23 protein-coding genes are annotated in these 22987 nt (G+C 73.0%); 11 read left to right on the top strand and 12 right to left on the bottom strand.

Features of this window, described 5'->3' with window-relative positions; translation table 11 throughout:
• Positions 1-42: 42 nt before the first annotated feature.
• The 3 genes from SJY14_RS11275 to SJY14_RS11265 all read right to left on the bottom strand — a co-directional run bounded on the left by SJY14_RS11275 (position 43) and on the right by SJY14_RS11265 (position 3822).
• Entirely contained in the window at positions 43-1293 is a 1251-nt protein-coding gene (locus tag SJY14_RS11275; RefSeq protein WP_396598943.1) for a hypothetical protein, read from the bottom strand.
• A complete protein-coding gene (locus SJY14_RS11270) occupies positions 1290-2447 on the bottom strand; it encodes a sensor histidine kinase (protein WP_396598942.1) in 1158 nt (385 codons plus the stop codon). The genes SJY14_RS11275 and SJY14_RS11270 overlap by 4 nt, the downstream gene beginning before the upstream one ends.
• Positions 2448-2622: 175 nt before the next feature.
• Complete coding sequence (locus tag SJY14_RS11265; protein WP_071254005.1) at positions 2623-3822, bottom strand: homoserine O-acetyltransferase; 1200 nt, start codon at positions 3820-3822, stop codon at positions 2623-2625.
• A 144-nt stretch (positions 3823-3966) separates the two neighbouring features.
• Here SJY14_RS11265 and SJY14_RS11260 point away from each other — a divergent pair, with 144 nt between their 5' ends.
• Together SJY14_RS11260 and SJY14_RS11255 are read left to right on the top strand one after the other, a co-directional pair.
• Positions 3967-4704, top strand: a complete 738-nt coding sequence (locus SJY14_RS11260) for an ABC transporter ATP-binding protein (RefSeq protein WP_396598941.1) — start codon at positions 3967-3969, stop codon at positions 4702-4704.
• Positions 4701-5999 carry an FtsX-like permease family protein gene (locus SJY14_RS11255; protein WP_396598940.1) on the top strand — a complete coding sequence of 433 codons (1299 nt, stop codon included), beginning with the start codon at positions 4701-4703 and terminating at the stop codon, positions 5997-5999. Before SJY14_RS11260 ends, SJY14_RS11255 begins: the two co-directional genes overlap by 4 nt.
• A 33-nt stretch (positions 6000-6032) precedes the next feature.
• Here SJY14_RS11255 and SJY14_RS11250 read toward each other — a convergent pair whose 3' ends face one another.
• Positions 6033-7364 (bottom strand): bifunctional o-acetylhomoserine/o-acetylserine sulfhydrylase, encoded by a 1332-nt coding sequence (locus SJY14_RS11250; protein WP_396598939.1) that lies wholly within the window; start codon positions 7362-7364, stop codon positions 6033-6035.
• 184 nt (positions 7365-7548) lie between these two features.
• On the opposite strand from SJY14_RS11250, the gene SJY14_RS11245 reads away from it, so the two are divergent.
• Positions 7549-8325 carry an SDR family oxidoreductase gene (locus tag SJY14_RS11245; RefSeq protein ID WP_396598938.1) on the top strand — a complete coding sequence of 259 codons (777 nt, stop codon included), beginning with the start codon at positions 7549-7551 and terminating at the stop codon, positions 8323-8325.
• Here SJY14_RS11245 and SJY14_RS11240 read toward each other — a convergent pair.
• Positions 8312-8902: a hypothetical protein gene (locus SJY14_RS11240; RefSeq protein WP_396598937.1), complete on the bottom strand. Its 591-nt coding sequence runs from the start codon at positions 8900-8902 to the stop codon at positions 8312-8314. The two genes, SJY14_RS11245 and SJY14_RS11240, sit on opposite strands and share 14 nt — an antisense overlap.
• A gap of 623 nt (positions 8903-9525) precedes the next feature.
• Here SJY14_RS11240 and SJY14_RS11235 point away from each other — a divergent pair.
• The 7 genes from SJY14_RS11235 to SJY14_RS11205 all read left to right on the top strand — a co-directional run bounded on the left by SJY14_RS11235 (position 9526) and on the right by SJY14_RS11205 (position 15366).
• Positions 9526-10488 (top strand): glycosyltransferase family 2 protein, encoded by a 963-nt coding sequence (locus SJY14_RS11235; RefSeq protein WP_071253992.1) that lies wholly within the window; start codon positions 9526-9528, stop codon positions 10486-10488.
• A gap of 126 nt (positions 10489-10614) precedes the next feature.
• Positions 10615-11811: an FAD-binding domain-containing protein gene (locus tag SJY14_RS11230; protein WP_071253990.1), complete on the top strand. Its 1197-nt coding sequence runs from the start codon at positions 10615-10617 to the stop codon at positions 11809-11811.
• An 80-nt stretch (positions 11812-11891) separates the two neighbouring features.
• Entirely contained in the window at positions 11892-12656 is a 765-nt protein-coding gene (locus SJY14_RS11225; protein ID WP_255364126.1) for a YqjF family protein, read from the top strand.
• A 34-nt stretch (positions 12657-12690) separates the two neighbouring features.
• Positions 12691-13239: a phosphoribosyltransferase gene (locus SJY14_RS11220; RefSeq protein ID WP_071253988.1), complete on the top strand. Its 549-nt coding sequence runs from the start codon at positions 12691-12693 to the stop codon at positions 13237-13239.
• A complete protein-coding gene (locus tag SJY14_RS11215) occupies positions 13236-13979 on the top strand; it encodes a Type 1 glutamine amidotransferase-like domain-containing protein (protein WP_255364125.1) in 744 nt (247 codons plus the stop codon). Before SJY14_RS11220 ends, SJY14_RS11215 begins: the two co-directional genes overlap by 4 nt.
• 47 nt (positions 13980-14026) lie before the next feature.
• The gene (locus SJY14_RS11210; RefSeq protein WP_071254725.1) at positions 14027-14716 is read left to right on the top strand and encodes a uracil-DNA glycosylase; all 690 of its coding nucleotides are present in this window, start codon (positions 14027-14029) and stop codon (positions 14714-14716) included.
• Between the two features lie 56 nt (positions 14717-14772).
• On the top strand, positions 14773-15366 hold the full coding sequence (locus SJY14_RS11205; protein ID WP_071253984.1) for a GNAT family N-acetyltransferase: 594 nt from the start codon (positions 14773-14775) through the stop codon (positions 15364-15366).
• A 3-nt stretch (positions 15367-15369) separates the two neighbouring features.
• Here SJY14_RS11205 and SJY14_RS11200 read toward each other — a convergent pair whose 3' ends face one another.
• Entirely contained in the window at positions 15370-15963 is a 594-nt protein-coding gene (locus tag SJY14_RS11200) for a TetR/AcrR family transcriptional regulator (RefSeq protein WP_071253982.1), read from the bottom strand.
• Between the two features lie 5 nt (positions 15964-15968).
• Positions 15969-16307 carry a multidrug efflux SMR transporter gene (locus SJY14_RS11195; RefSeq protein ID WP_043593751.1) on the bottom strand — a complete coding sequence of 113 codons (339 nt, stop codon included), beginning with the start codon at positions 16305-16307 and terminating at the stop codon, positions 15969-15971.
• 121 nt (positions 16308-16428) lie between these two features.
• On the opposite strand from SJY14_RS11195, the gene SJY14_RS11190 reads away from it, so the two are divergent.
• Positions 16429-17853, top strand: a complete 1425-nt coding sequence (locus SJY14_RS11190) for an amidase (RefSeq protein ID WP_071253980.1) — start codon at positions 16429-16431, stop codon at positions 17851-17853.
• A gap of 54 nt (positions 17854-17907) precedes the next feature.
• Here the strand turns inward: SJY14_RS11190 and SJY14_RS11185 are convergent, their stop codons facing one another.
• Genes SJY14_RS11185 through SJY14_RS11165 form a run of 5 tightly spaced genes read right to left on the bottom strand, consistent with a single transcriptional unit; the run spans position 17908 to position 22877 of the window.
• Complete coding sequence (locus tag SJY14_RS11185) at positions 17908-18714, bottom strand: ABC transporter ATP-binding protein (protein ID WP_177174747.1); 807 nt, start codon at positions 18712-18714, stop codon at positions 17908-17910.
• Positions 18711-19490, bottom strand: coding sequence for an ABC transporter ATP-binding protein (locus SJY14_RS11180; protein WP_071253979.1), 780 nt, complete (start codon positions 19488-19490; stop codon positions 18711-18713). Before SJY14_RS11180 ends, SJY14_RS11185 begins: the two co-directional genes overlap by 4 nt.
• A complete protein-coding gene (locus tag SJY14_RS11175) occupies positions 19487-20431 on the bottom strand; it encodes an ABC transporter permease (protein ID WP_071253977.1) in 945 nt (314 codons plus the stop codon). Before SJY14_RS11175 ends, SJY14_RS11180 begins: the two co-directional genes overlap by 4 nt.
• Positions 20428-21381, bottom strand: coding sequence for an ABC transporter permease (locus tag SJY14_RS11170; RefSeq protein ID WP_396598936.1), 954 nt, complete (start codon positions 21379-21381; stop codon positions 20428-20430). Before SJY14_RS11170 ends, SJY14_RS11175 begins: the two co-directional genes overlap by 4 nt.
• Positions 21378-22877: an ABC transporter substrate-binding protein gene (locus tag SJY14_RS11165; protein WP_396598935.1), complete on the bottom strand. Its 1500-nt coding sequence runs from the start codon at positions 22875-22877 to the stop codon at positions 21378-21380. The genes SJY14_RS11170 and SJY14_RS11165 overlap by 4 nt, the downstream gene beginning before the upstream one ends.
• Between the last annotated feature and the right edge of the window lie 110 nt (positions 22878-22987).

Genomic DNA, 22987 nt, shown 5'->3' with positions numbered 1-22987 from the left:
CGGGGGTGGTGATCGGGCCGGGCCACGCGGGCGCTCGGCGGCTCAGGCCTCGGCGGGGTTGTCCACGATGCAGCTGACCGAGATCTTGACGCTCGATTCGTGGGACGACACGACGTACTCCCCGGCGCGCTCGAGGGCGTTCCAGGTGGCCGGGGTGACGCGGTTGCGCCGGATGCCCGTCGTCGAGATCACCACGGGGACGCAGACGCTGCGACCGGCGAACGACTGGGACGCGGCGGTCACGGGGCCGAGGGCCAGCTGGATGGTCGTGCCCGGTGCGCGGCTCTTCGAGTCGCCGAGCAACAGCCAGACGCCCTGCAGCAGGCCGTCGCGCTGCGCCGGGGCGAGCAGGCCGGCCAGCGACGACGGGTCGACCAGCGTGACCGACCGGCCGAGGTACTCGGACTCGGTGACCGCGTGGTGCAGCCAGGTCTCGCGCCGGCCCTCGATCAGGTGCAGACGGAGCTCGGTGGCGAGCGACGCGGCCTGCGAGGCGACCTTGGGCGAGAGCGGCAGGGGTACGTCGCCGTTCGCGACGCCGTCGAGCAGCTTCTCGGCCGCGAGGTCGAGCCGCGCCAGTTCGTCGCTCGCGAGCATGCCCACCGCGAAGCGGGGTTGCGACACGTTGCTCTGCACGAGCACCCGGTCGAGCTCGACCTGCACCATGCGGCGGAACCGGTGCACCGCGAAGGTGGCGATGGCGCTCGGCAGGACGGCCAGGGCCACGACGGTGATCTGCTGCGGGCCCGAGTCGCTGGTGACGCGGGTCGAGAGCGCCACCATGACGACGAGCGCCACGAACAGCAGGGCGGTGGCGATGACGACCTCGCGCACGGGCCTCAGCGTGACGATCGGCAGCAGGCCGAAGCCGACGGCCACGCTCGAGGTGGCGTAGGCGCCGACGTCGTGCAGGGGCCAGATCGCGACGAAGTCGAGCGCGACGACGACGGCGAGGACGACCCCGATCACCGCGAACACCCCCGTGGTGAGCCTCTCGCCTCGCACGGTGACGAGCACGGCCGTGCCGATGAAGGTCGCCACGTACAGCAGCCACGAGATCAGGACGGGGGCGACGTCGGGATAGGACGACAGATGGCTGAGGAAGAACGCGAGGCCGTACACGGCCTGGAGTGCCGCGACCACGGCCGCGCCGACGCCGAGGTAGCCGGTCCCGAGGGTCGCTCCGGCCGCTCGCGCCTGGCGCAGCGACCGCGCGCCGGTCGAACTGATCGGCAGGCCCCGGGCCGCCCGGCGGCCCCGGACGACTCCGAGGGTGTTCTCGTCGATGCTCATCGCGGGGCCTCCAGGACGACGGTGGTCCCCGACCCGGGGGACGAGAAGAGGCGCGCGCTGCCGCCGACCTCGTGCAGCCGACCGACGACGGACTCCTTGAAGCCCAGGCGTTCTTCGCTGATGCCGGCGAGGTCGAAGCCGACACCGGCGTCGGTGACCATGGCGCGCACCATCGAGTCGTCGTGGATGATCGTGACGTGCGCCTCGGTCACCCCGGCGTGACGTCGCACGTTCTCGAGGCATTCGGCGAGGGCCAGCAGGAAGGCGTCGAGCACGTGCGTGGGCAGCAGCACCTGGCCGGTGCCGTGCCAGCTCACCTCGAGGCCCATGCGGCCGAAGCGCTGCTTGACCGACTCGAGGGTCTGGCCGAGGGGGGACTCCTCGACCGTCTCGAGGCTGTAGTCGCCCGAGGCCTGTGGCTGGGGGGTGCCGCCGAGACGCAGGTGGCGCAGAAGGCGGGCGTCCTCGGCGGCCTGGTCCTGCAGGGCCTGGGGCGTGACACCGAAGCCCGAGTGGGCGAGCAGGGTCAACGTGGCCAGCACCGTGTCGTGCAGCAGGCGGGCGCCCTGTCGTCGTTGCGCCTCGGTCTCGCTGGCCTGGCGTTCGGCCCGGTGGGCGTTGCCGATGCTGTAGATGCGGCGGGCCGCCAGGGGCACGGCGCGCCCGAGCCAGAGGCCCGTCACGAAGCAGGAGACCCAGCCGAGCAACACGGCCGCGACCGGGAAGGTGAAGAGCGAACCGGTGGCCAGGGCCACCAGGGTGAGCTCGACGACGAAGGCCACGATCGCCGTGGTCAGTCGCGGTCGGCTCGACGAGAGCATCAGGCTGAAGGCGGCGGTCGCACCGCCGGCCAGGGGGATGATCGCGGTCGCGAGCGGGCCGTCGTCCGGCCCGCCGGCGGGCAACAGGGCCACCACGGTCGCGGCGATGCCCGAGGCCAGCCCGACGGGGACCCAGACGCGGGCACGGGGCCCGGTGACGAAGAGCAGCGACACGACGAGCAGCGCGACGAGCGGGGCGATGGCTGCGAGGTGCAGGGGGTCGGTCACGCCGGGGATCGCCAGGGCCACGATGGAGACCGCCGCGCAGGCGAGCCCCAGGGTGCTGGTCGTGCTGCTGAGCAGACGATCGCGCTCTTGGGCGAAGATGTCCATGATTCGTGAGTGGCTTCCGACGGTGGCGTCACGGATGCCGGGTGGCTGGTGACTCCTCATGTTTTCACACCCAGCCCCCTCTCAGGGGGTCGTGCAGGGCCCGAATCGCCGATCGGCGAGGTAACGATCCGGTCGCGACGCCGAACTGTACCCCGCGGTGTCCACCGAACTGGGGTCAGTCGAGCAGGCGGCGCAACTGGGCGCCCACCGCGTCGCCCTCGATGAGGAATCCGTCGTGCCCGTAGGGGCTCTCGACCACGGCCACGTCGTCGCCGTCCAGCCCGTGCCGCAGGTGTCGTGCGATCACCCGCTGGTCGGACACGGGGAAGAGCCGGTCGCTGTCGACGCCGAGCACGAGCGTCCGGGCCGTGATGCGGTTCAGGGCCGCCGCCACGCCACCCCGGTCGCGTCCGACGTCGTGCGAGTTCATCGCACCCAGCAGGGTCACGTAGCTGCCCGCGTCGAAGCGCCGGGTGAACTTGTTGCCGTGGAAGTCGAGGTAGCTCTCGACCTGGAACCGCCCCGGACCGCCCAGCGGCGAGATCTCGCTCTGCCAGCTGCGACCGAACCGGGCGTTCAGTTCGTCGGGCGAGCGGTAGTTGAGCAGGGCCATCCGCCGGGCGAGGGCGAGGCCGCGGTAGGGGCCGTCGACGGAGTCGTAGTAGTCCCCGCCGTCGAAGGCGGCGTCCATCCGGATCGCCTCGTACTGCACCGTGTTCAAGGCGATCTGGTCGGCGCTCACGACCGGCGGCGCGGCCAGCACGGCGAGCCGGGCGACGCGCGAAGGATGCGTGATCGCCCATTCGAGGGCGTGCATGCCGCCCATCGACCCGCCGACGACCGCGGCCCATCGCTCGATGCCGAGGCGGTCGGCCAGCGCCGCCTGGGCGGCGACCTGGTCGCGGATCGTCAGGTGGGGGAACCTCGACCCCCACTCGACGGCGTCCGGCGCGAACGACGAGGGGCCGGTGCTGCCCTGGCAGCCCCCGAGCACGTTCGGTGCGACGACGAACCAGCGGTCGGTGTCGATCGCGAGCCCCGGGCCGACGACGCCGTTCCACCAGCCCGCCGTGGGGTGGCCGGGGCCGGCCGCGCCGACGACGTGGCTGTCGCCCGTCAGGGCGTGCGAGACGAGCACGGCGTTGCCACGGTCGGCGTCGAGCTCGCCCCAGGTCTCGTAGGCGAGCCGCGGTCGGGGAAGCGTGGCGCCGCTCTCGAGCACGAGGTCGTCGAGTGCCTCGAACGACCGGCCTCCGGGATCGTCGCCGTCGCGCCAGGCGCCCGTGACCGGCGGGCGGCCGAGCATCGCCAGTCGCGTGCGCTCGCTGATGACGCTCGACGGGACGGTGTCCTCGGGTGTGCTCTGCCAGTCCATGTGACGTCCATCCTGGACGAGCCGAGGAGGCGCGGTGCGTTTGTTACGCGCACCGCGCCTCCTCGGGGCTGTCGCCTCTATGCTTGCAGGCATTGTCATTGGGAATGTGACATACTGTGACAATTCATCGAGTCGGAGGAACCCATGCAAGCAGTCGTGTCCGCCCAGGACGTCGTGAAGACCTACCCCGGTCCCCGGGGAGGGGAACGACGCACCGTCCTCGACGGCGTCTCGCTGAACGTCGCGTCGGGTGAGATGGTCGTCGTGGTCGGGCCGAGCGGGTCGGGCAAGTCGACGTTGCTGCAGTGCGCCTCGGGGCTCGACGCGGTCGACGGCGGCTCCGTCGTCGTCGCCGGGACCGACCTGGCGACGCTGCGTCCCGAGGCCGCCGCCCGGTTCCGACGATCGACGATCGGCTTCGTGTTCCAGTCGTACAACCTGGTGGGGGCGCTCACGGCGGCCGAGAACGTCGCGTTGCCGCTGCGCCTCGCGACCGGCAAGGCCGACCGGCGGGCCGTGCGCGAGGCCCTCGGCGCGGTCGGGTTGGCCGACGCGGCCGACCGCCGACCCGGCGAGCTCTCGGGCGGGCAACAGCAACGGGTCGCCGTGGCGCGGTCGCTGGCGACGCGACCGGACGTGGTGTTCGCCGACGAACCGACCGGGGCCCTCGACACCGAGTCGGGTGTCCGCGTCCTCGACCTGCTGCGTGACTGTGCCTCGGGCACGACGTCGGTGGTCATGGTGACGCACGACCTCGAGGCCGCCGCCCGGGGTGACCGGGTGCTGGTGCTCAGGGACGGGGTCGTCCACGCCGAACTCGTCGCGCCCGGCCCGGACGACGTCCTGGCCGCGGTCGCGGGGGCCCGAGGGGGCTCGCGGTGATCGCGCGGCTCGTCGTCGCCGACCTCGTCGCCGGCTGGCGCACCTGGCTCGGTGTGTTCGTGGTGCTCTTCCTGTCGGGTGTCGTCGCGCTCGTCTGCGCGGGGGACGTCTCGACGGCTCGGGCCATGGACGACCCCCAGCAAGCTGCCGCCCTGATGAACCACGCGAAGATCTACTCGGCGATGAACGGCCTCGTCGTCGTCGCCGGTGTCGCCCTCCTGGTCGGCTACGCGGTGCGTCTGCAGCGGACCCGGCACGCCCTCTGGCAGTTCGCCGGTCTCACCCCGCGCTCGATCGCCGCGGTGGTCCTCGCGCAGGTCGCGACGGTCTCGGTCCTCGCCTTCCTCGTCGCCTCGATCGCGGTGCTGCCCGTGCTCGACCTCCTGCTGAACGGCCTCTCGCGACCGGTACGGGCCGATCCTGACGCCCCGCTGGTCTCGATCGCCCTCAGTCCCGGCCCCGTCGCCGTGGCCGCCCTCGTCCACGTGGGCGTGGCCGTCGTCAGCGCGGCCGTCGCGGCCCGCCGCGCCGGCCGGACGCCCGCCCTGGTCGCCGTCCGCGCCCCGCTCGACGAGACCGTGCGACCGGGCGTCGGCCGATTCGTGGCCACCGCGCTCGCGGCGGTGCTCGCCGTCGGGACGTACGTCGGCTACCTCCTCGGCGATCGCGGCGTGACGTCGCTGTTCCCGATCGCGTTCATCGCGCTTTTCGCCGCCGTCGCACCCTGGCTGACCGGGCCCGTTATGCGCCTCTGGACGGCTGTCCTGCCGGCGGGCGTCGGCACGACCTGGTTCGTGGCCCGACGCAACGCCCTGCACGCGGTCGCCCGCAGCCAGGCGGCCGTGGCCCTGCTCGCGATCGCCGCGGCGCTCGGCGCCTTCACCGGTGCCATCGGCGTCTGGAGCGACCTCCGCATGTTCGTCCAGGGGCTGGCTCTGTTCGGCGTGCCGGTCGCGGTCGTCCTGCTGACCGCCGGCACGACGATCTTCATGGCGACACCGGAGCGACGTCGCGAGAGTGCCGTGCTGGTGGTCGCGGGCATGACCTGGCGGGCGGTGACCCTGGCCGCGGCGATCGAGGCGGTGGTGGTCACCGTGACGGCGGGACTCCTCGCCATGGCTCTCGCCCTGCCCGCGACGATCGTGCCCCTCCCCGGGCAGCAGGCGCTCGACTCGCTGCGTCCGCTGCCCTGGGTGCTCCTCGTCGGGTTCGTGCTGGTCGTGGTGCTCTCGATCGCCCCGGTGCTGGCGGCGCGTCGTCGTCCGGTCGTGCGCGAGCTCGGGGTGGCGGCCTGACCGACGCGCCGACCCCAGGGACCACGGCCCGCCCTAGCTGCTGCGCAGCACCTCCCGGGTGACGGCGCGCGCCGCCGCGAAGCCGGCGTCGAGGTCGGCCTTCAGGTCGTCGACGTTCTCGAGACCGACCGAGAGGCGGACGAGCCCCGGGGTGACGCCGGTCGTCAACTGCTGCTCGGGGGTGAGCTGCGAGTGGGTCGTCGACGCGGGGTGGATGACGAGGCTCCGCACGTCGCCGATGTTCGCGAGGTGGCTGAACAACTCGAGCCCGTCGACGAGGGCGCGTCCGGCGTCCACCCCGCCCTTCAGCTCGAACGACAGCACGGCGCCGACGCCCTTGGGGGCGTACTTGTTGGCCGCCGCGTACCACGGGCTGGTGGGCAGACCCGCGTAGTACACCGCGGCCACGTCGTCACGCGAGTCGAGCCACTCGGCGATCTCCTGGGCGTTCCGGACGTGCCGCTCGATGCGCAGGCTGAGCGTCTCGATGCCCTGGATCAGCGAGAACGCCGTGTCGGGGCTGTTGGAGGCCCCCAGGTCGCGCAGCAGCTGCACCCGAGCCTTGATCACGTACGCGAGCGCGTCACCGACGGCCTGCGTGTAGACGGCCCCGTGGTACGACGGGTCGGGCTGCGTCAGGCCGGGGAAGCGCTCCGCGTTCGCCGACCACGGGAACGTGCCGCCGTCGACGATGAAGCCACCGATGACCGTGCCGTGGCCACCGAGGAACTTCGTCGCCGAGTGCACGACGATGTCGGCGCCGTGCTCGAGGGGCCGGATCAGGTACGGCGTCGCGATCGTGTTGTCGACGATCAGCGGCACGCCCTCGGCGTGCGCGACGTCCGACACCTTCTCGAGGTCGAGGATGTTGATCTTCGGGTTGCCGATGGTCTCGGCGAAGAACAGCTTCGTGTTCGGGCGCACCGCACGACGCCACTCGTCGGCGTCGTCCTGGTTCTCGACGAACGTCGTCTCGATGCCGAGCTTCGCGAGCGTGTACTTGAAGAGGTTGTAGGTGCCGCCGTAGATCGACGACGACGACACGATGTGGTCGCCCGCCTCGGCGATGTTCAGCACGGCGAAGGTCGACGCGGCCTGACCCGACGCCACCAGCAGCGCACCCGTGCCGCCCTCGAGCGCGGCTATGCGCTTCTCCACAACGTCGTGGGTGGGGTTCATGATGCGTGAGTAGATGTTGCCGTTCTCGGCCAGGGCGAAGAGGTCCTGCGCGTGCTGCGCGTCCCGGAAGACGTACGACGTCGTCTTGTAGATCGGCGTCGCTCGGGCATGGGTCGTCGGGTCGGGCTGGGCTCCGGCGTGGATCTGCTGCGTCTCGAACTTCCAGGCGGGCTGGGCGTCGGTCATGGTCTGCTCCTGCGGTCGGGGTGCGTGGGCCGGGGTGGTCGGCGGGGTCTGCGGTGACAGCCACGGTACGGACCGTGCCCCCGACCGTCCACGATGCCGGACACGCGACGTAACGGGGCCGCTAGCGTGGGCCGGGTGCGTCCGCAGCGGGCGACGACGACGAACGAGGCAACAGGAGGCACACGTGACGAAGCGGGTCGTGGTGACGGGAGCCAGCTCGGGCATCGGAGCGGCGACGGTGCGGCTGTTCCGCTCGCGCGGCTGGGACGTCCTGGCGGTCGCCCGACGCGAGGAGCGCCTCCGCGCGCTCGCCGACGAGACGGGCGCGAGCTGGTTCCGGGCCGACCTCACCCGCGACGACGACGTGGCCGCCTTGCGCACCCACGTCGAGGCGACTGGCCCGCTGCACGCGTTGGTGAACAACGCCGGCGGCGCTTTCGGCCTAGACAGCGTCGAGAACGGCTCGATCGACGACTGGCAGCGCATGTTCGACGTCAACGTGCTCGGCACCAAGCGTGCGGTCACCGCCCTGCTGCCGTCGCTGCGTCACGGAGCCGAGGAGGCGCGGGGCGCCGACATCGTCACGGTCACCTCGATCGCCGGTCACGTCGCGTACGAGAACGGCGGCGGCTACAACGCCTCGAAGTTCGCCGAGCACGCCCTCGTGGCCGTGCTGAGGCTCGAACTGGCGGGGGAGCCGATCCGGGTGATCGAGATCGCGCCGGGCATGGTGCACACCGAGGAGTTCTCGCTCGTGCGCTTCGGCGGCGACCGGGATCGTGCCGACGCCGTCTACCGCGACGTCGAGGCGCCGCTGACGGCCGACGACGTGGCCGAGGCGATCGTCCACTCGGTCGAGCTGCCGGCCCACGTCAACCTCGACCTGGTGACGATCAAGCCTGTGGCGCAGGCGGCGACCTACAAGGTCGCCAAGGGTGAGCTGAGGGTCAAGAAGGACTGACCGGCCCGGCGGGGCCCGCGGCCCGGGCCTCGCGCAGCGCCGCGAGGTCGCCCTCGACGAGGTCGCGCAGCCGCTCGTGGCGTCCGTCGTCGTAGTCGTCGTCCGGGCGCGCGGCCCAGCCGAGCCGATCCACGACCGTCTGGCCGACGTCGTCCCAGGCACGCGATCGGGCGTCCGCCACGATCTCGGCCACGAAATCGTCGTCGTCCCGGCGCGCGGCCAGCGCCCGGGCCACGCCCTTCGACGCCGCCTCGCGCAGCTTGAGCGCGTCGACGTCCTCGGGGCGGTAGTCGAACTGGTGTCGGGACTGCCCGTACGACCGGCCGGTCATCCGGCGCAGCCGGCGCACCCGGACGGCCGCCGCGGCCTGCTCGGCGGTCAGGCGGTCGATCTCGTCGCGGGTGACCCGGGTGGCGACGGCTTCGTCGAACGGCAGGTGCTCCTGCAGAGCACGGCGGATGATCTGGTTGGTCACCGCGACGACCAGGGCGGAGCGGACGATCAGCAGGCCCTCGTCGACGGCACGCTCGAGCGCCGTGCGTTCGGCGCGGCGGCGCGTTCCGGGGCCGTGGGGCACGGGTCGACGTCCTCTCGTGGTGTGACGGGTGAGGCCCCGACCCTACCGGCGTGCAGGGGGCTGCCGACCGGGTGGGTGGCCCGGGCGACGGGCGGACGGACGACGCGTCGCAGGGGTCACGAGCGGGTGGTTCCGACGCGGGGCGACCCGGCGGACGACCGGGCGGACGCCGCCGACGGTGCCCGCGCCTCCTACCGTCCCGGGCCCCCGGGGCCGCCGAACCGCACAGGACTGCGGGCCTCACCCGGGGGGAGCCGGCGTGGGCCGGGCCCCACCCGGACGTCACCCGGACGAGGCCCCCTCGAACGGGGGACCCCCTCGTTCCTCGTGTTCCCAGGAGGCGCCCCGTAGCGTTGTCGAGGTCAGGACGCCCCGAACCCGAATCCGGGGCGAGCCTCTGCCGTGGTCGCCCGAATCGATCACCGGCCGACGACGTCGAACCACCCACTCGACGACGTCACCCGAACGCACCCTCCGACGAGGGTCGCCACCCGAACGCGCCGCTCGACGGCGTGACCGGCGACCGTCGACGACCCCAGAGGAACCCCCGTGACCCTCAGCGCCCGAACGCCCCTGCCCGCCGTCCGCCCGGCCACCCGCCGCTCCCCCCGGGGAGGTGTCGCGTGAACCGCCCCGCCCCCCGCGTCAGCGTCGTCGTCTGCGCCGACGAATCGACCCCGTTCGACGGTCTGACGGCCGCACTCGACTCCGTCCTGCGGGACGGGGACGTGCACGACGTCCTCGTCGTCGTCGACCGTGCGCCGCGACTGCGCGACCACCTGCGCCACCGCTACGACGACCTCGTCGTGGTCGACAACACCCGCACACCGGGGCTCGCCGGCAGTCGCGACACCGGCATCGAGTCGGCGCGCGGCGACGTCGTCGCGTTCCTCGACGCGGACTGCGTCGCCCACGCCGGCTGGGCCCGGGCGCTCTCCGCGCCGTTCGACCAGGTCGACGTGATCGCCGTCGTCGGCCGGACCGAGGCGACCTGGCCCGGTGCGGCCGAGTCCGCCCTGCCCGACGACCTGCTCTGGGCCGTCGACTGCACGCCCCGCTCGCGTCCCGACGGCCTCGTGGGGCTCGACGACGTGGCGGGGGCGACCGTGGGGTTCCGCCGCTGGGACCTGCTGCAGGTCGGCGGCCTGGCCAGCGGGGTCGACGCCCGTGACGCCGTGCCCCGTGGCGCCGAGTTCGTCGAGCTGTGCCTGCGCCTGGCGGCCGACGAGCCGGAGGCGCGAATCGTCTCGACCTCGTCGGCCCGTGTCTCGCGCACCGTCGTCCCACACGAGACGCGTCGGCGGTCCGTGGCCGCCTCGGCCTTCGACCGCGGCGTCGCACAGACGGCCCTGCGTCGGTCGTCCGGTCGGGACGTCGACACCGAGACCGAGCGCGGCATCACGCCGGGCCGGACGGCCGCGGCCGCCCTTCGTCTGCTCGGCGCCCGTCGCCGAGGTGCCGCGATGCTCGCCGTGGCATCGATCGCGCTCGTCGCCGGGCGACTGGTCGGCCGGCTGCGGGGGGCGCGCATCGGCGTGCCGCTCGAGGACCTCGAGCCGCTGCGTTCGGCGACCGTCCGTCACTGACCGGCCCGGCGCCTCCCTCCGGCCCGCCGCCGCCCTCCCGGCGCGTCGTCGGTTCCGGCGTCCACCGCACGCCTCCCGGGGGGACGACGCCGGTCCCCACGGCCCCCAGGGTCGCAAGATGGAGGCGTGCTCATCCCGACCAGAGTCGCCGGCCTCGAGGCCCTCGACGAGTTCCTGCCCCGCGCCGGTTCCGCCTACGCCCGTGACCGCAATCATGACCTGGGGGTCTCGCGGCGCACCGTCTCGGGGCTGTCGCCGTACCTGCGCCACCGCCTCGTGACGGAACGCGAGGTCGTCGGCGCGGTCCTCGAGCGGCACACGCTCGGTGCCGCCGAGAAGTTCGTGCAGGAGGTGTTCTGGCGCACCTACTGGAAGGGCTGGCTCGAGCAGAACCCCGAGGTGTGGCGGCGGTACCGCCGGGACGTCGACCGCGCCGTCGACGCAGGCGTCCCCGCGGGGTACGAGGAGGCGGTCGCCGGCCGCACCGGGATCGACGCGATGGACGCCTGGGTGCGTGAGCTCGTCGAGACCGGGTACCTCCACAACCACACGCGCATGTGGTTCGCCAGCATCTGGATCTTCACGCTCGGCCTGCCGTGGCAGCTGGGCGCCGACTTCTTCTACCGGCACCTGCTGGACGGGGACGCGGCTTCGAACACCCTGTCGTGGCGGTGGGTCGCCGGCCTGCAGACCGCCGGCAAGACCTACCTGGCAACGGCCTCGAACATCTCGCGCTTCACCGACGGCCGGTTCTCGCCCGTCGGCCTCGCCACCACGGCCCGGGCTCTCGACGAGGAGCCGTTGGCCCCGCGGACGCCCGTCGAACCGGCCGACGTCGTCGGTTCCCCGGGCACCCGGGTCGGACTCCTGCTCCACGAGGAGGACCTCGAGCCCGAGAGCCTGCTCGCCGAACGCCCCGGTCTCGTGGCACGGTTGTCGGCGACCGCCGTCGTCGCCGACCCCGGGTCACGGTCCCCCCGAGGGGCCTCGGCCGCCGTCGTGGCCTTCACGAGGGGCGCCGTGGACGACGCGGCGACGCGCACGCCGGACGCCGGCGGTCGGTCCGCCCGGACGCTGTCCGACGCGCTGCCCGCCACCGTCGTCGAGTGGGCACGGTCCGAGGGCCTCGACACGGTGCTGACGCCGTACGCGCCGGTCGGCCCGGTCCAGGAACGCCTCGAGACCGTCCGCGCCGCCCTGTCGGTCGAGGGGATCGACCTCGTCACCGTCCGACGGCGCTGGGACGGCGAGGCCTGGCCGTCCGCCTCGAGGGGCTTCTTCCCGTTCCGGGGACGCATCCCGGAACTCGTCCGACACCTGTGACGAGCCCCGACCGAGGGTCCGGCGGCGACACCCGTGCCCAGCTGTGGGGCGTTCAGGGGGCCGTCCGTACCGTGGCCCCTATGGACCAGACCATGCCGGGGGCCGAGCCCGCGCCGGTGACCCGCACCGCGCCTCCTCTGCTCCGCCCGCCGTTCATCCGACAGCACTGGGGCGGCCTGGCCTTCGCGCACTGGCGGGTCGAGCCCGACCGCGTCGCACCGCTGCTGCCGCCCGGCACGCGGCCCGACGTGTTCGACGGATCGACCTGGGTCGGGCTGATCCCGTTCAAGCTGACCGGCAGCGCCTTCGGGCCGCTGCCCGCCGTGCCCTGGGCCGGGGACTTCCTCGAGACGAACGTGCGGCTGTACTCGGTCGACGCCCTGGGCCGTCGCGGCGTGGTGTTCCGCACCCTCGAGGCCCAGCGCCTCGTGTCGGTGCTCGCCGCGAACGTCGGGCTCGGTCTGCCGTACCGATGGGCGTCGATGCAGGAGTCCCGGGCCGACGGGGTCGTGACGTACCGCAGCACCAGGCTCGGGCCGGGGGCGAATCCGTCGTCACGCCTGTCCGTCCGGCCCACCGACGAGGTGGTCGAGGGCGATCCGCTCGCCGAGTTCCTCACTGCCCGCTGGGGCATGCACGTCGCCCGGGGCGGACGCACGCGGTACTGGCCGAACCGGCACGACACTTGGTCGCTGCGCCGGGCCGAGCTGGTCGACCTCGACGACGAGCTGGTGGCCGACGGCGGCCTGCCGGGCGTCACCGACCGTGAGCCCGACTCGCTGCTCTGGTCCGACGGCGTCGACACCGTCTTCGCGCCTCCCGGGGGTGCCTGGGTCCCCGCGTGACGCGTGGGGGCCTGCGCGCGTTACGGTTGTCGGCATGGTCACCCCACCCGACGACAGCCAGGCCGCCCCCGCACGACCCGAGGTCGAGGCTCCCGAGAGAGAGGTGCTGGGCTGGCTCGAGTTCGGTGAGGCCGCTCGCCACCTGGCCTCGGACGTCGTCCAGGCGGGGTTCACGCCCGACGTGATCGTCGCCGTCGCCCGCGGGGGGCTCGTGCTCGCCGGGGCCGTGGCCTACGCGCTCGACACCAAGATGTGCGGGTCGATCAACGTCGAGTTCTACACCGGCGTCGACGAGCGACTGCCCGAGCCCGTCCTGCTGCCGCCGACCCTCGACGCCCCGTCGCTCGAGGGCAAGAAGGTGCTCGTCGTCGACGACGTGTCCGACTCGGGGCGCACCCTCGTGCTCGTGCGCGACCTGCTCGCCGAGGTCGCCGCCGAGGTGCGCACGGTCTGCCTGTACAGCAAGCCCCGCACCGTGCTCGAGCCGGACTTCGTCTGGAAGCGGACCGACCAGTGGATCACCTTCCCGTGGAGCGCGCTGCCGCCCGTGACGCGCGAGGTCGGAGCGGGGGCCGGCGCGTGAGCATCCACCTCGTGGGCGGCGGCTGGTCGCCCGACGACACCGAGCTGTACGACCTCTTCGTGGCCGAGGCCGCCGTCCGAGGCGCCGCCGTCGGTCGGAGCGTGCCGCGCATCGCCGTTCTCATCGTCGTCGCCGACGACTCGCCGTCCGCCGAGTTCCGCGACGGTTACCCGGCCATGCTCGCCGCGGCAGGCCGCTGCGAGGCCCTCACCACGATCGTCGCCGCGGGTGACGAGTTCGACACCCGAGTGCTCAGCGACGTCGACGGCTTGCTCGTCGCGGGCGGGCTCACCCCCGCCTACCTCGAGGCCGTCGCGCCGCTGATCGACCAGGTGCGCCTGCTCGTCGCCGACGGACTGCCCTACCTCGGCTTCTCGGCCGGTGCCATGATCGCCGCCGACCGCGCCCTGCTCGGCGGCTGGCTGATCGGCGACGTCCCGGTCTGCCCCGAGGACGCCGCCGAAGACCTGGACGAGGTCACCCTCGCCGACGGACTCGGCCTCGTCGACCTCGCCATCGACGTGCACGCCGCTCAGTGGGGCACCCTGACCCGACTCATCGCCGCCACCGAGGCCGGACTCGTCCGCGGCGGCGTCGCCATCGACGAGAACACCGCCCTGGTCGTCGGCGAGGGCGCCCTCGCGGTGCTCGGCACCGGCAGCGTCTGGCGGGTCGAACCGCAGCTCGACGACGACGGCGAGATCGTCGGCGTCTCGGTCGGCACGCTCGGGGTCGAGTGACCGACGCGACCGGGTCCGGGCCGGGCCGCGACGACGCCCCCGTCGAGATGCACGACCACCGTCGACCGCTCTCGGAGCAGATCGACCCGTCGTGGGCGACCGCGCTCGAGCCCGTGGCCGACCGCATCGCCGACATGGGCGAGTACCTGCGGGCCGAGGTGCGCGCGGGGCGAGGCTACCTGCCGGCCGGCGAGGACGTGCTGCGTGCCTTCCGTCAGCCGCTCGACGAGGTGCGCGTCCTGATCGTCGGTCAGGACCCCTACCCGACGCCCGGCCACCCGATCGGGTTGTCGTTCGCCGTCGACCCGCACGTCCGCCCGGTCCCGCGCAGCCTGGCGAACATCTACCGCGAGCTGCACGACGACCTCGGCGTGCCCGTCGTCGAGCACGGCGACCTGACCTCGTGGTCGCGCCACGGCGTGCTGCTGCTCAACCGGGTGCTCACGGTGCGTCCGGGCGAGACGGCGTCGCACCGTGGCAAGGGCTGGGAACCGGTCACCCAACGAGCCATCGAGGTGCTGGCCGCACGGGGCGGGCCGCTCGTGGCCATCCTGTGGGGCCGCGACGCGTCGGCGCTTAAGCCGATGCTCGGTGACGTCCCCTCGATCGAGTCGCCCCACCCGAGCCCCCTGTCGGCGTCGCGCGGGTTCTTCGGCTCGCGACCGTTCAGCCGGGCGAACGAGCTGCTCGTCGCCCAGGGCGGCGAACCCGTCGACTGGACGCTGCCGCCCGCCTGACCCCGTCCCGGTCGGCGACCGCACCGGGCCGGCGCCCGGCGTGGCAGAGTGGGCCCGTGCTCGAAGAGGAATACCAGCCCCGACGGCGCCTTCCCCGAGCCCTTCGGCCCCCGGCCCCGGTCGAGCCCGGGTTCTCGTTCGCGATCCGCCCCGCGACGCCCGCCGACCTGCCCTACGTGCGAGAGATCTACAACCACTACGTGGCGAACTCGTCGGTCACCTTCGACGAGGACGCCATGACCCTCGCCGAGTGGCGACGCAAGTACGCCTTCGTCACGAAGCTCGGCATGCCCTTCCTCGTCGCGGTGAACCCGTCCGGCGAGGCCCTCGGCTACGCGGTCGCGACCCCGTGGGGTGGCAAGGCGGCCTACCGCTACACCGTCGAGAGCTCGATCTACCTGCGGGCCGCGTCGACGGGCAAGGGCCTCGGCCGCGCCCTGCTCGAGGCGCTCGTCGAGGCCTGTCGGGATGCGGGCATCCGCGAGATGATCGCCGTCATCGCGGACAAGAACGCCGAGGCGTCGATCGGCCTGCACGAGCGGCTCGGCTTCACCGAGGTCGGTCGCATGGGCCGGGTCGGCTTCAAGTTCGGCCGCTGGCTCGGCACGATCACGATGCAGAAGTCGCTCAAGAAGCGCCGCCGCGGCTGAGCCTCAGGGCACCGGCCCGACGATCTCGCGCAGCACGCGTTCGGTCGCGTCCACGGTGGACGGCTCGCCGCGCCAGAGCATGCGGACGATCAGCCCGTCGACCGCGAGGGCCACGACGTCGACCCGCTCGGTCGGCACGCCCGCCCGCCGCAGCACGTGCTCGAGCGACGAGTACCAGAGGTCGGCGTCGTCGCGCAGCGACTCGTCCCGCATGGCGGTGAAGAGCAGCTCGTACTGCGCCCGGGCGGAACCGCGCTCGGTGATCGCGTACCGGACGAGTGTCTCGGCCAGGTCACCCAAGGAGGCGCGCTCGAGTCGGTCGAACGACCGCACCCAGTCGGTGGTCGCGTGGCGCAGCGCCGCGCGCAGCAGGTCGTCGCGTCCGGCGAAGTAGTACGTGGCCGCCGAGACCGGGACGCCGGCCGCGCGGGCGACCGCCCGGTGCGTCACGGCGGAGGGGCCGCCCGTCTCGAGGACGGCCAGGACGCCGTCGAGCAGCGCGCGCCTCCTGGTCTCGCCCTTGGGGGTGAGGGCCTGGCCGCCGGGGCCCAAAGCCGAGCCGGGGGTCCGGCCGTCGTCCGACGTCGCGTCGGTCACCGGGGTCAGGCCGCGGCCTCGTGGCGGCCGCCGAGCTCGAGCATGGTGACGCCGCCGATGACGAGGACGATGCCGCCGAGTTGGACGAGGGTCAGAGGCTCTTTGAAGAAGATCCAGCTAATGAGGGCGACGAGCACGACGCCGACGCCGGCCCAGATCGCGTAGGCGATGCCGAGCGGAACGCCCTTGGTCAGCGACTGCGAGAGCATCGCGAAGGCGAAGACGTAGCCGACCACCACTGCGGCGTACTGCCACCACTTGGCGTCGGGGCCGCTGGTGACCTTGAGGAAGCTCGTGGCGAAGACCTCGCCGACGATGGCGAGCGCGAGGAAGAGGTAACCCATGACGGTGTCCTGTCGAGACGTGCGACGGTCCCGGCGGCGACCTGCGACCGGGGGAGCACGAATGGGACAAATGTACCAGAAAGGGCCGCCCGTGGCAGGGGCCGCGGCCTAGGCTCGACGGGTGTTCGAACTCCATCACCTGAGCGCCCACGAGCAGTGGGACTGGCTGCGCCGCGGCGAGGTCTCGCCCCGAGAGCTGACCACCCACTACCTCGAGCGCATCGCCCGTCTCGACGGCGACATCGGCGCGTTCGTCACGGTCACCGAGGACGCCGCCCGCGCGCGGGCCGACGCCCTGGCCGCCGCCGGCCCCTCGGTCGCACCGCTGTGGGGGCTGCCGCTGGCCGACAAGGACCTCAGCGACCGTGCGGGCGTGCCGACCTGGTCGGGATCACGGCTGAGCCGGGGACGGGTGCCCGAGAAGTCGTCCGAGATCACCGAGGTGCTCGACGAGGCCGGCGCGATCAGCGTGGGCAAGACGGCCACGCCCGAGTACGGACTGACCGCGTACACCGAGACGCTCGTCGGTCCGCCCACGCGCAACCCGTGGTCGCCGGGGACGGGCGCCGGCGGGTCGAGTGGCGGGGCCGCGGCCGCCGTCGCCGCCGGGCTCCTGCCGTTCGCGCCCGGGTCGGACGGCGGCGGCAGCATCCGCATCCCGGCGGCCGCCACGGGTCTCGTCGGCCTCAAACCCTCGCGGGGCCGGGTGCCGGCCCAGTCGGGCCTGACCAGCCTCGCGGGCCTGCCGGTCGGCGGGGCGCTGGCCCGGTCGGTGGCCGACGCCGCCCTGCTGCTCGACGCGATGGTGTCGCCGGACGGACGCGACCCGCGCCACCACCAGGCGCTCTGGGCCCCGCCGTCACCCGACGGGGCCTACCTCGGCACGGCCGTGCGGGGCGAGGGACGCTTCCAGGTCGCGGTCATGACGACCAGCCCCTGGGACGACGCGTTCGATGTCCGGGTCGACCCGCGCCTCCTGGGCGTCCTCGGCGAGACCGCCGACCTGCTCGCGACGATGGGGCACGGGGTCGACGAGACCAGCCTGCCGCCGTCGGACTACCCGGCGCTCTTCCGCACGATCTGGCAGGCGGGCGCGGCGGGCATCCCGGCCGAGAGCGAGGCCGAGCTGGCACTGCTCGAGCCGATCACCCGGTGGCTGGTCGAACAGGGTCGACGCGTGACGGCACGCGAGCTGTCGGCGGCGCTCGTCGGGCTCGCGGCGTTCGAGCGCGACGTGATCGAGCGGTTCTCGGCCTTCGACGCCGTCCTGACGCCGACGCTCGCGATGCTGCCGCGCCCGATCGGCTGGTACGACGCCGAGGACGCCGAACGCAACTTCGAGCAGCAGTGCCTGTACTCGCCGTTCACGTCGTTCGTCAACGTGGCCGGGCTACCCGCCGTCAGCCTCCCGGTGGGTGAGGTCGACGGCGTGCCCGCGGGCGTGCAACTGATCGGGCGACCGGGACGCGAGGACGTCCTGCTCGCGATCGGCGCCCAGCTCGAGCGGCGACTGCGGTGGCAGCGTCGTCACCCGCCGATGTGGTGAGCCGGGCTGCGACCCGCTGACGAGCCGGCCTGCCACCCGGTGACGAGCCGGGACTCAGTCGAGCGTCGGCACCGAGTCCACGAGCGCGCGCGTGTAGTCGTGCCGGGGCCGGTGCAGCACGTCGTCGGTGACGCCCTGCTCGACGATGCGGCCGTCGCGCAGCACGGCGACCCGGTCGGCGAGGTGTTGCACGAGTCCGATGTCGTGCGAGACGAGCAGCAGGGACAGCCCTCGCTCGTCGCGCAGCTCACGCAGCAGGTCGAGGATCTGCGCCCTCACGGTGACGTCGAGCGCGCTCATGGGCTCGTCGCCGATCAGCAGCCGCGGCCGGTGCACAAGGGCCCGGGCCAGGGCGATGCGCTGCCGTTGGCCCCCGCTGAACTCGTGCGGCCAGGCCTCGGCGTCGCGTGCCGCGAGACCCACGCGCTCGAGCATCTCGGCCACCAGGCGGTCGTGCTCGCCTTCGACGCCCAGGGCGCGCAGTGGCTCGGCCACGGTGTCGCCCACGCGCATGCGGGGATCGAGCGAGCTGTAGGGGTCTTGAAGGACGATCCCGGTCTGCCGCCTCAGCCAGCGCAGGCGTGAGGCGCGGTCGGGGGCGACCGTCCGGCCGTCGAACGTCACGGTGCCCGAGGTCGCCCGGTCGAGGGCGAGTAGCAGGCGCACGAGCGTGGACTTTCCCGAGCCCGACTCGCCGATCAGGGCGACGCTCTCGCCCCCCGCGACCTCGAGATCGGCGTCGACCAGCGCGTGGCGCACCGGCCCCGGCCGGAAGGGCGACCGGCGCGGCAGCGTGAAGGTGCGGGTGAGGCCCCGGGCGACGAGCAGAGGAGGCGCGGGTGCGGTCGTCGGGTCGCTCACGAGGCCCTCCAGGTCGTCGCCCTCGTGGCCTCGACGAGTCCGCGGGTGATCTCGTGCTCGGGGCGGTGCAGCAGCTGCTCGACGGGGCCGCGCTCGACGACGCGCCCGTACGACAGCACCGCCGCGTGGTCGGTGATGCGCGAGAGCACCGCGAGGTCGTGCGTGACGAAGAGCAGCGATGTCCGTTGCTCGTCGACGAGGCGCTGGAAGAGTGCGAGCACCTCGGCCTGCGTCGTGACGTCGAGGGCCGTGGTCGGCTCGTCGGCGAGCACGAGTCCCGGCCGATTGATCAGGGCCATGGCGATGCCGACGCGCTGCCGCTGACCGCCCGAGAGCTGGTGCGGGTAGAGATCGACGACGGTCTCGGGGTCGGGCAGGCCGACCTCGGCGGCGGCGGCCACCGCCCGGGCGCGGGCGTCGCGACGACCGACGCGGCCGTGCAGGCGGAGGGGCTCGGCGATCTGCCGCCCGACGGTGACGACGGGGTCGAGGGCCGTTCGGGGGTCCTGGAAGACCGTGCCGACGACGCGGCCGCGGAGGCCGGCCAGCTCGCGTTCGGACGCCCCGAGCAGTTCGCGCCCGTCCAGCCGGATGCTGCCCGTGGCGCGGGCGCCGTCGGGCAGCAGGCCGAGGACGGCCAGCGTCGTCATCGACTTGCCCGAGCCGGACTCGCCGATCAGCCCGACCCGCGCACCGTCGGGCACGTCGAGCGAGAGTCCGTCGACGACGCGGCGGTCGCCGATGGTCACGGTCAGGTCGTCGATCTCGAGGCTCACGAGACAACCCCCGGGGTGTTCGGGGCGCCCGCGGCGGTGGTGCGCGGGGGAGCGGCGGGTGGGGCCGGCGTCGACGGATCGACCGGGGCGCCGCGTCCCGCCCGGCGGGACCGCAGTCGCGGGTCGGAGGCGTCGCGCACGGCGTCGCCCAGCAGGTTGAGCGCCAGGACGGTCAGCGTGATCGCCAGTCCGGGCCAGAGCACCGAGCCGGGATGCACGCCGATGAACTTCTGCAGGTCGCTGAGCAGGCGCCCCCACGAGGCGGTGTCGGCGGGGGCGCCGTAACCGAGGAACGACAGTCCCGCTTCGGCGAGCACACTCGTCGCCATCGACAGCGAGAGCTGGACGACGAAGACGGGCGCGATGTTCGGCAGCACGTGGCGCCGCAGCACGGCCGCCGTGCCGAGCCCGTTCGCCCGTGCGGCCAGCACGTAGTCGGTGCGTGCGACCTGGCGGATCTCGGACCGGCTGACCCGGGCGATCGTCACCCCGTAGCCGATGCCCACGGCGACGACCACGACGGTGAGCGACCCGCCGAACGCCGCGGCGAGGGCCATGGCGATCAGGAGCGTCGGGAACGCCACGAGCACGTCGATCAGCACGGCGACCGACTCCCGCACCCAGCGGGCCGTCAACGAGCCGAGGGCGGCCAGGCCGACCCCGACCACGGTGGCGACGACGCCCGAGGCGACGGCGACCACGACCGTCGTGCCGGTCGCGGCGAAGACGTAGCTGAAGATGTCCCGGCCGACCGAGTCGGTGCCGAAGGGGTGCCCGAACGAGGGTGTCAGCCAGGCCGAGTACGGGTCGGTGTCGAACGGGTCGAGCGGGGTCCAGAACCGGCTGACCAGGGCGGACAGGACGATCAGGGTGAGCCAGCCGACGCCGAACGCGCCCTGCGGTCGACGCAGCAGCTCGCGGACGAACGCACCGCGCCTCATCGGTCGCCCTCGCGGAGGCGCGGGTCGAGCCGCCGGTGCACGACGTCGACCACGAGGCCGATGAACAGCACGAGCGTGGTCAGCGTCATCAGTTCACCCTGCACCTTCGTCAGGTCGCGACGACCGACGTCGGTCACGAGCATGCGGCCGAGTCCCGGCAGCGTGAACAACTGCTCGATGACGACGGCCGACACGATCAGGCCGGCCACCTGCAGGCCGAGGATCGACACCACGCTGAGCATGACGTTCGGCAGTCCGTGCTTCACGAGGGCACGCGACCGGGTCATGCCGTTGGCGGCGGCCGTCCGCACGTAGTCCTGGTCGAGGGCCCCGAGCGCCGCCGAGCGCGTGAAGCGCAGCAGCACGGCCCCCTCGACGATGGCGATGGTCAGGGCGGGCAGCACGAGCGAGCGCAGCGCCCGCCCGGGGTCGCTCCACCCGTCGGCCGGGAACCCCTGTGTCGGCAGCAGGCGCAGGGTGACGGCGAAGACGCCGATCAGCAGCATGCCGGCCCAGACGACCGGGACGGCCGCCAGCAGCTGGGCCCCCGTGCCGAGGACGACCCCGGAGGCGCGGCCGCGGCGGAGTGCGCTCGTCACGCCGAGCGGGATTCCGATGAGCAACCCGAAGACCAGGGAGAGCGTCGCGAGCGGGAGGGTGACGGCCAGCTTGTCGAGCACCTCGTCGATCACCGGCGTACCGGTGACGAGCGACTCGCCCAGGTCGAGTCGCACCAGCCCGCCGACCCAGTCGAGGTACTGCACCACGACGGGCCGGTCGAGGCCCAGCTGCTGGCGCAGGGCGGCCACCTGCTCGGGAGAGCCGGTCGTCCCGGCGATCGCCTGGGCGACGTCGCCCGGCAGCAACCGCAGCGTCGCGAAGATCAGCACGCTCGCGACGGCCAGCCCCCCGACGAAGAGGAGCAGGCGGCCGACGACGAAGCGGGTCACTCCGCCGTGGCCAGGTCAGCCAGGTCGAGGCGGGTCGTGGTCGAGCTCGTCGGGAAACCGGTGACGCCGTCGTGGATCGCCGTCAGCGTGGTGGCCGTGTAGAGCCACTCGGCGGGGGCGTCGTCCGAGACGATCTTCGCCGCTTCGGCCAACTTCTGATCGGCGACCTGCGGGTCGGTCGCCGCGATCGACTCGGTGTAGAGCTGCTGCACGGGCGCACTGTCGTAGCCCCAGTAGTAGTCCGGGTTCGCCCAGTTCGAGAAGTCGTGGGTCTCGGCGTGGTTCACCATGCTGAGCTCGAAGTCCTTGTTCACGTAGACGTCGTCGAGCCAGGTGCTGAAGTCGACCTGCTGCACCGTCAACGTGACGCCGACGGCCTTGAGCTGCGTCGTCAGCACGTCACCGATCGCGCTCGGGTAGACGTTGGGGTACTCGAGGCTCAGCGACAGGTCGCCGTCGTGGCCGGCCTCGGCGAGCAGGCTCTTCGCCTCGTCGGGGTCGTAGGCGTCGACGCTCGTGAGGTCCGCGTAGCCGGGGTCGAGCTCGGGGATCGGGCCGCCCTGGTCGACGGCCGACCCTCCGACGGCGGCGATCAGTGCGTCGTTGTCGATCGCCAGCCGCAGGGCCTTGCGGACCTTCGCGTCGGTGAACGGTGCGACGGCGTTGTTGAACGCGAGGGTGTACTTGTCGGTCGTCTTGCCCTTCTCGAGCGTGATGCCGTCCACGCCGTCGAGCTGGCTCGACAGGGTCGCGTCGACCGCCGTCTGCACGTCGACGTCGCCCGAGATCGAGGCGTTGATCGCCGCGGACGGGTCGGTCACGTAACGGAAGGTGACTCCCGCGACCTTGGCCGGGGTGCCCCAGTAGCTGTCGAAGCGCCCGAGCTGCAGGTTGTCGCCCTGTCGCCAGCTCGTCAGTTCGAAGGGGCCGGTGCCGTTCGCCGTGGTCGACAGGTCGTTCGTCGCCGACTGCTGCAGCACGAGACCGGCGCGACCGGTCAGATCGAACAGCAGAGACGAGTCGGGTCGCGAGAGCGTGAGCACGACGGTGTCGGCGGCGGGCGCCGTGATGGTCGACACGGCGGCGAGGTCGGCGTGGTTCGCGAGCGAGGCGTCGTCCTTGACCTGCGACAGCGACCAGACGACGTCGTCGGCCGTCATCGCGGCACCGTCGTGGAAGGTCACGCCGTCGTGCAGCGTGAACGTGTAGGTGAGGCCGTCGTCGCTGACCGTGTGGCTCGCGGCCAGCACGTCGCGGATCTCGTTGTCCTGCGTGCGGCCGACGAGGCCCTGGTAGACGTTGTCGATCAACACCTGGTCGAGTGCGATGCCCGCCGTGGTGCGGATGTCGAGGTCACTCGGCTCGAGCACGAGACCGACCGTGACGGTCGCGTCGGGGTCGGGGGTGCCCGACCCGTCGGGGGACGAGGCGGACGAGCAGCCCGTCACGACGAGCAACAGCGCGGCGACGGAGGCGGAGAGGGGGAGGGTGCGCACCTGGTGGGGCCTTCCGGGGATGGCCGTGGCGGATCGTCCACGGCGACGAGGGACCGGGGACGCGGGAGAGCCCCTCGGTCGTTCGGCGGGGGAGTCCCGGTCGCTGCTGA

The sequence above is a fragment of the Frigoribacterium sp. R86507 genome (assembly GCF_044597695.1).
GTDB lineage: Bacteria > Actinomycetota > Actinomycetes > Actinomycetales > Microbacteriaceae > Frigoribacterium.
The sequence above is the reverse complement of the archived record's forward strand: the minus strand, read 5'-3'. Positions and strand labels throughout refer to the sequence as shown.

Coding starts and splice junctions, on each gene's coding strand:
- SJY14_RS11220 (WP_071253988.1), top strand. CDS start 12,691: ATGGTCACCCCACCCGACGACAGCCAGGCCGCCCCCGCACGACCCGAG.
- SJY14_RS11260 (WP_396598941.1), top strand. CDS start 3,967: ATGCAAGCAGTCGTGTCCGCCCAGGACGTCGTGAAGACCTACCCCGGT.
- SJY14_RS11175 (WP_071253977.1), bottom strand. CDS start 20,431: ATGAGGCGCGGTGCGTTCGTCCGCGAGCTGCTGCGTCGACCGCAGGGC.
- SJY14_RS11210 (WP_071254725.1), top strand. CDS start 14,027: ATGCACGACCACCGTCGACCGCTCTCGGAGCAGATCGACCCGTCGTGG.
- SJY14_RS11275 (WP_396598943.1), bottom strand. CDS start 1,293: ATGAGCATCGACGAGAACACCCTCGGAGTCGTCCGGGGCCGCCGGGCG.
- SJY14_RS11270 (WP_396598942.1), bottom strand. CDS start 2,447: ATGGACATCTTCGCCCAAGAGCGCGATCGTCTGCTCAGCAGCACGACC.
- SJY14_RS11265 (WP_071254005.1), bottom strand. CDS start 3,822: ATGGACTGGCAGAGCACACCCGAGGACACCGTCCCGTCGAGCGTCATC.
- SJY14_RS11250 (WP_396598939.1), bottom strand. CDS start 7,364: ATGACCGACGCCCAGCCCGCCTGGAAGTTCGAGACGCAGCAGATCCAC.
- SJY14_RS11195 (WP_043593751.1), bottom strand. CDS start 16,307: ATGGGTTACCTCTTCCTCGCGCTCGCCATCGTCGGCGAGGTCTTCGCC.
- SJY14_RS11225 (WP_255364126.1), top strand. CDS start 11,892: ATGGACCAGACCATGCCGGGGGCCGAGCCCGCGCCGGTGACCCGCACC.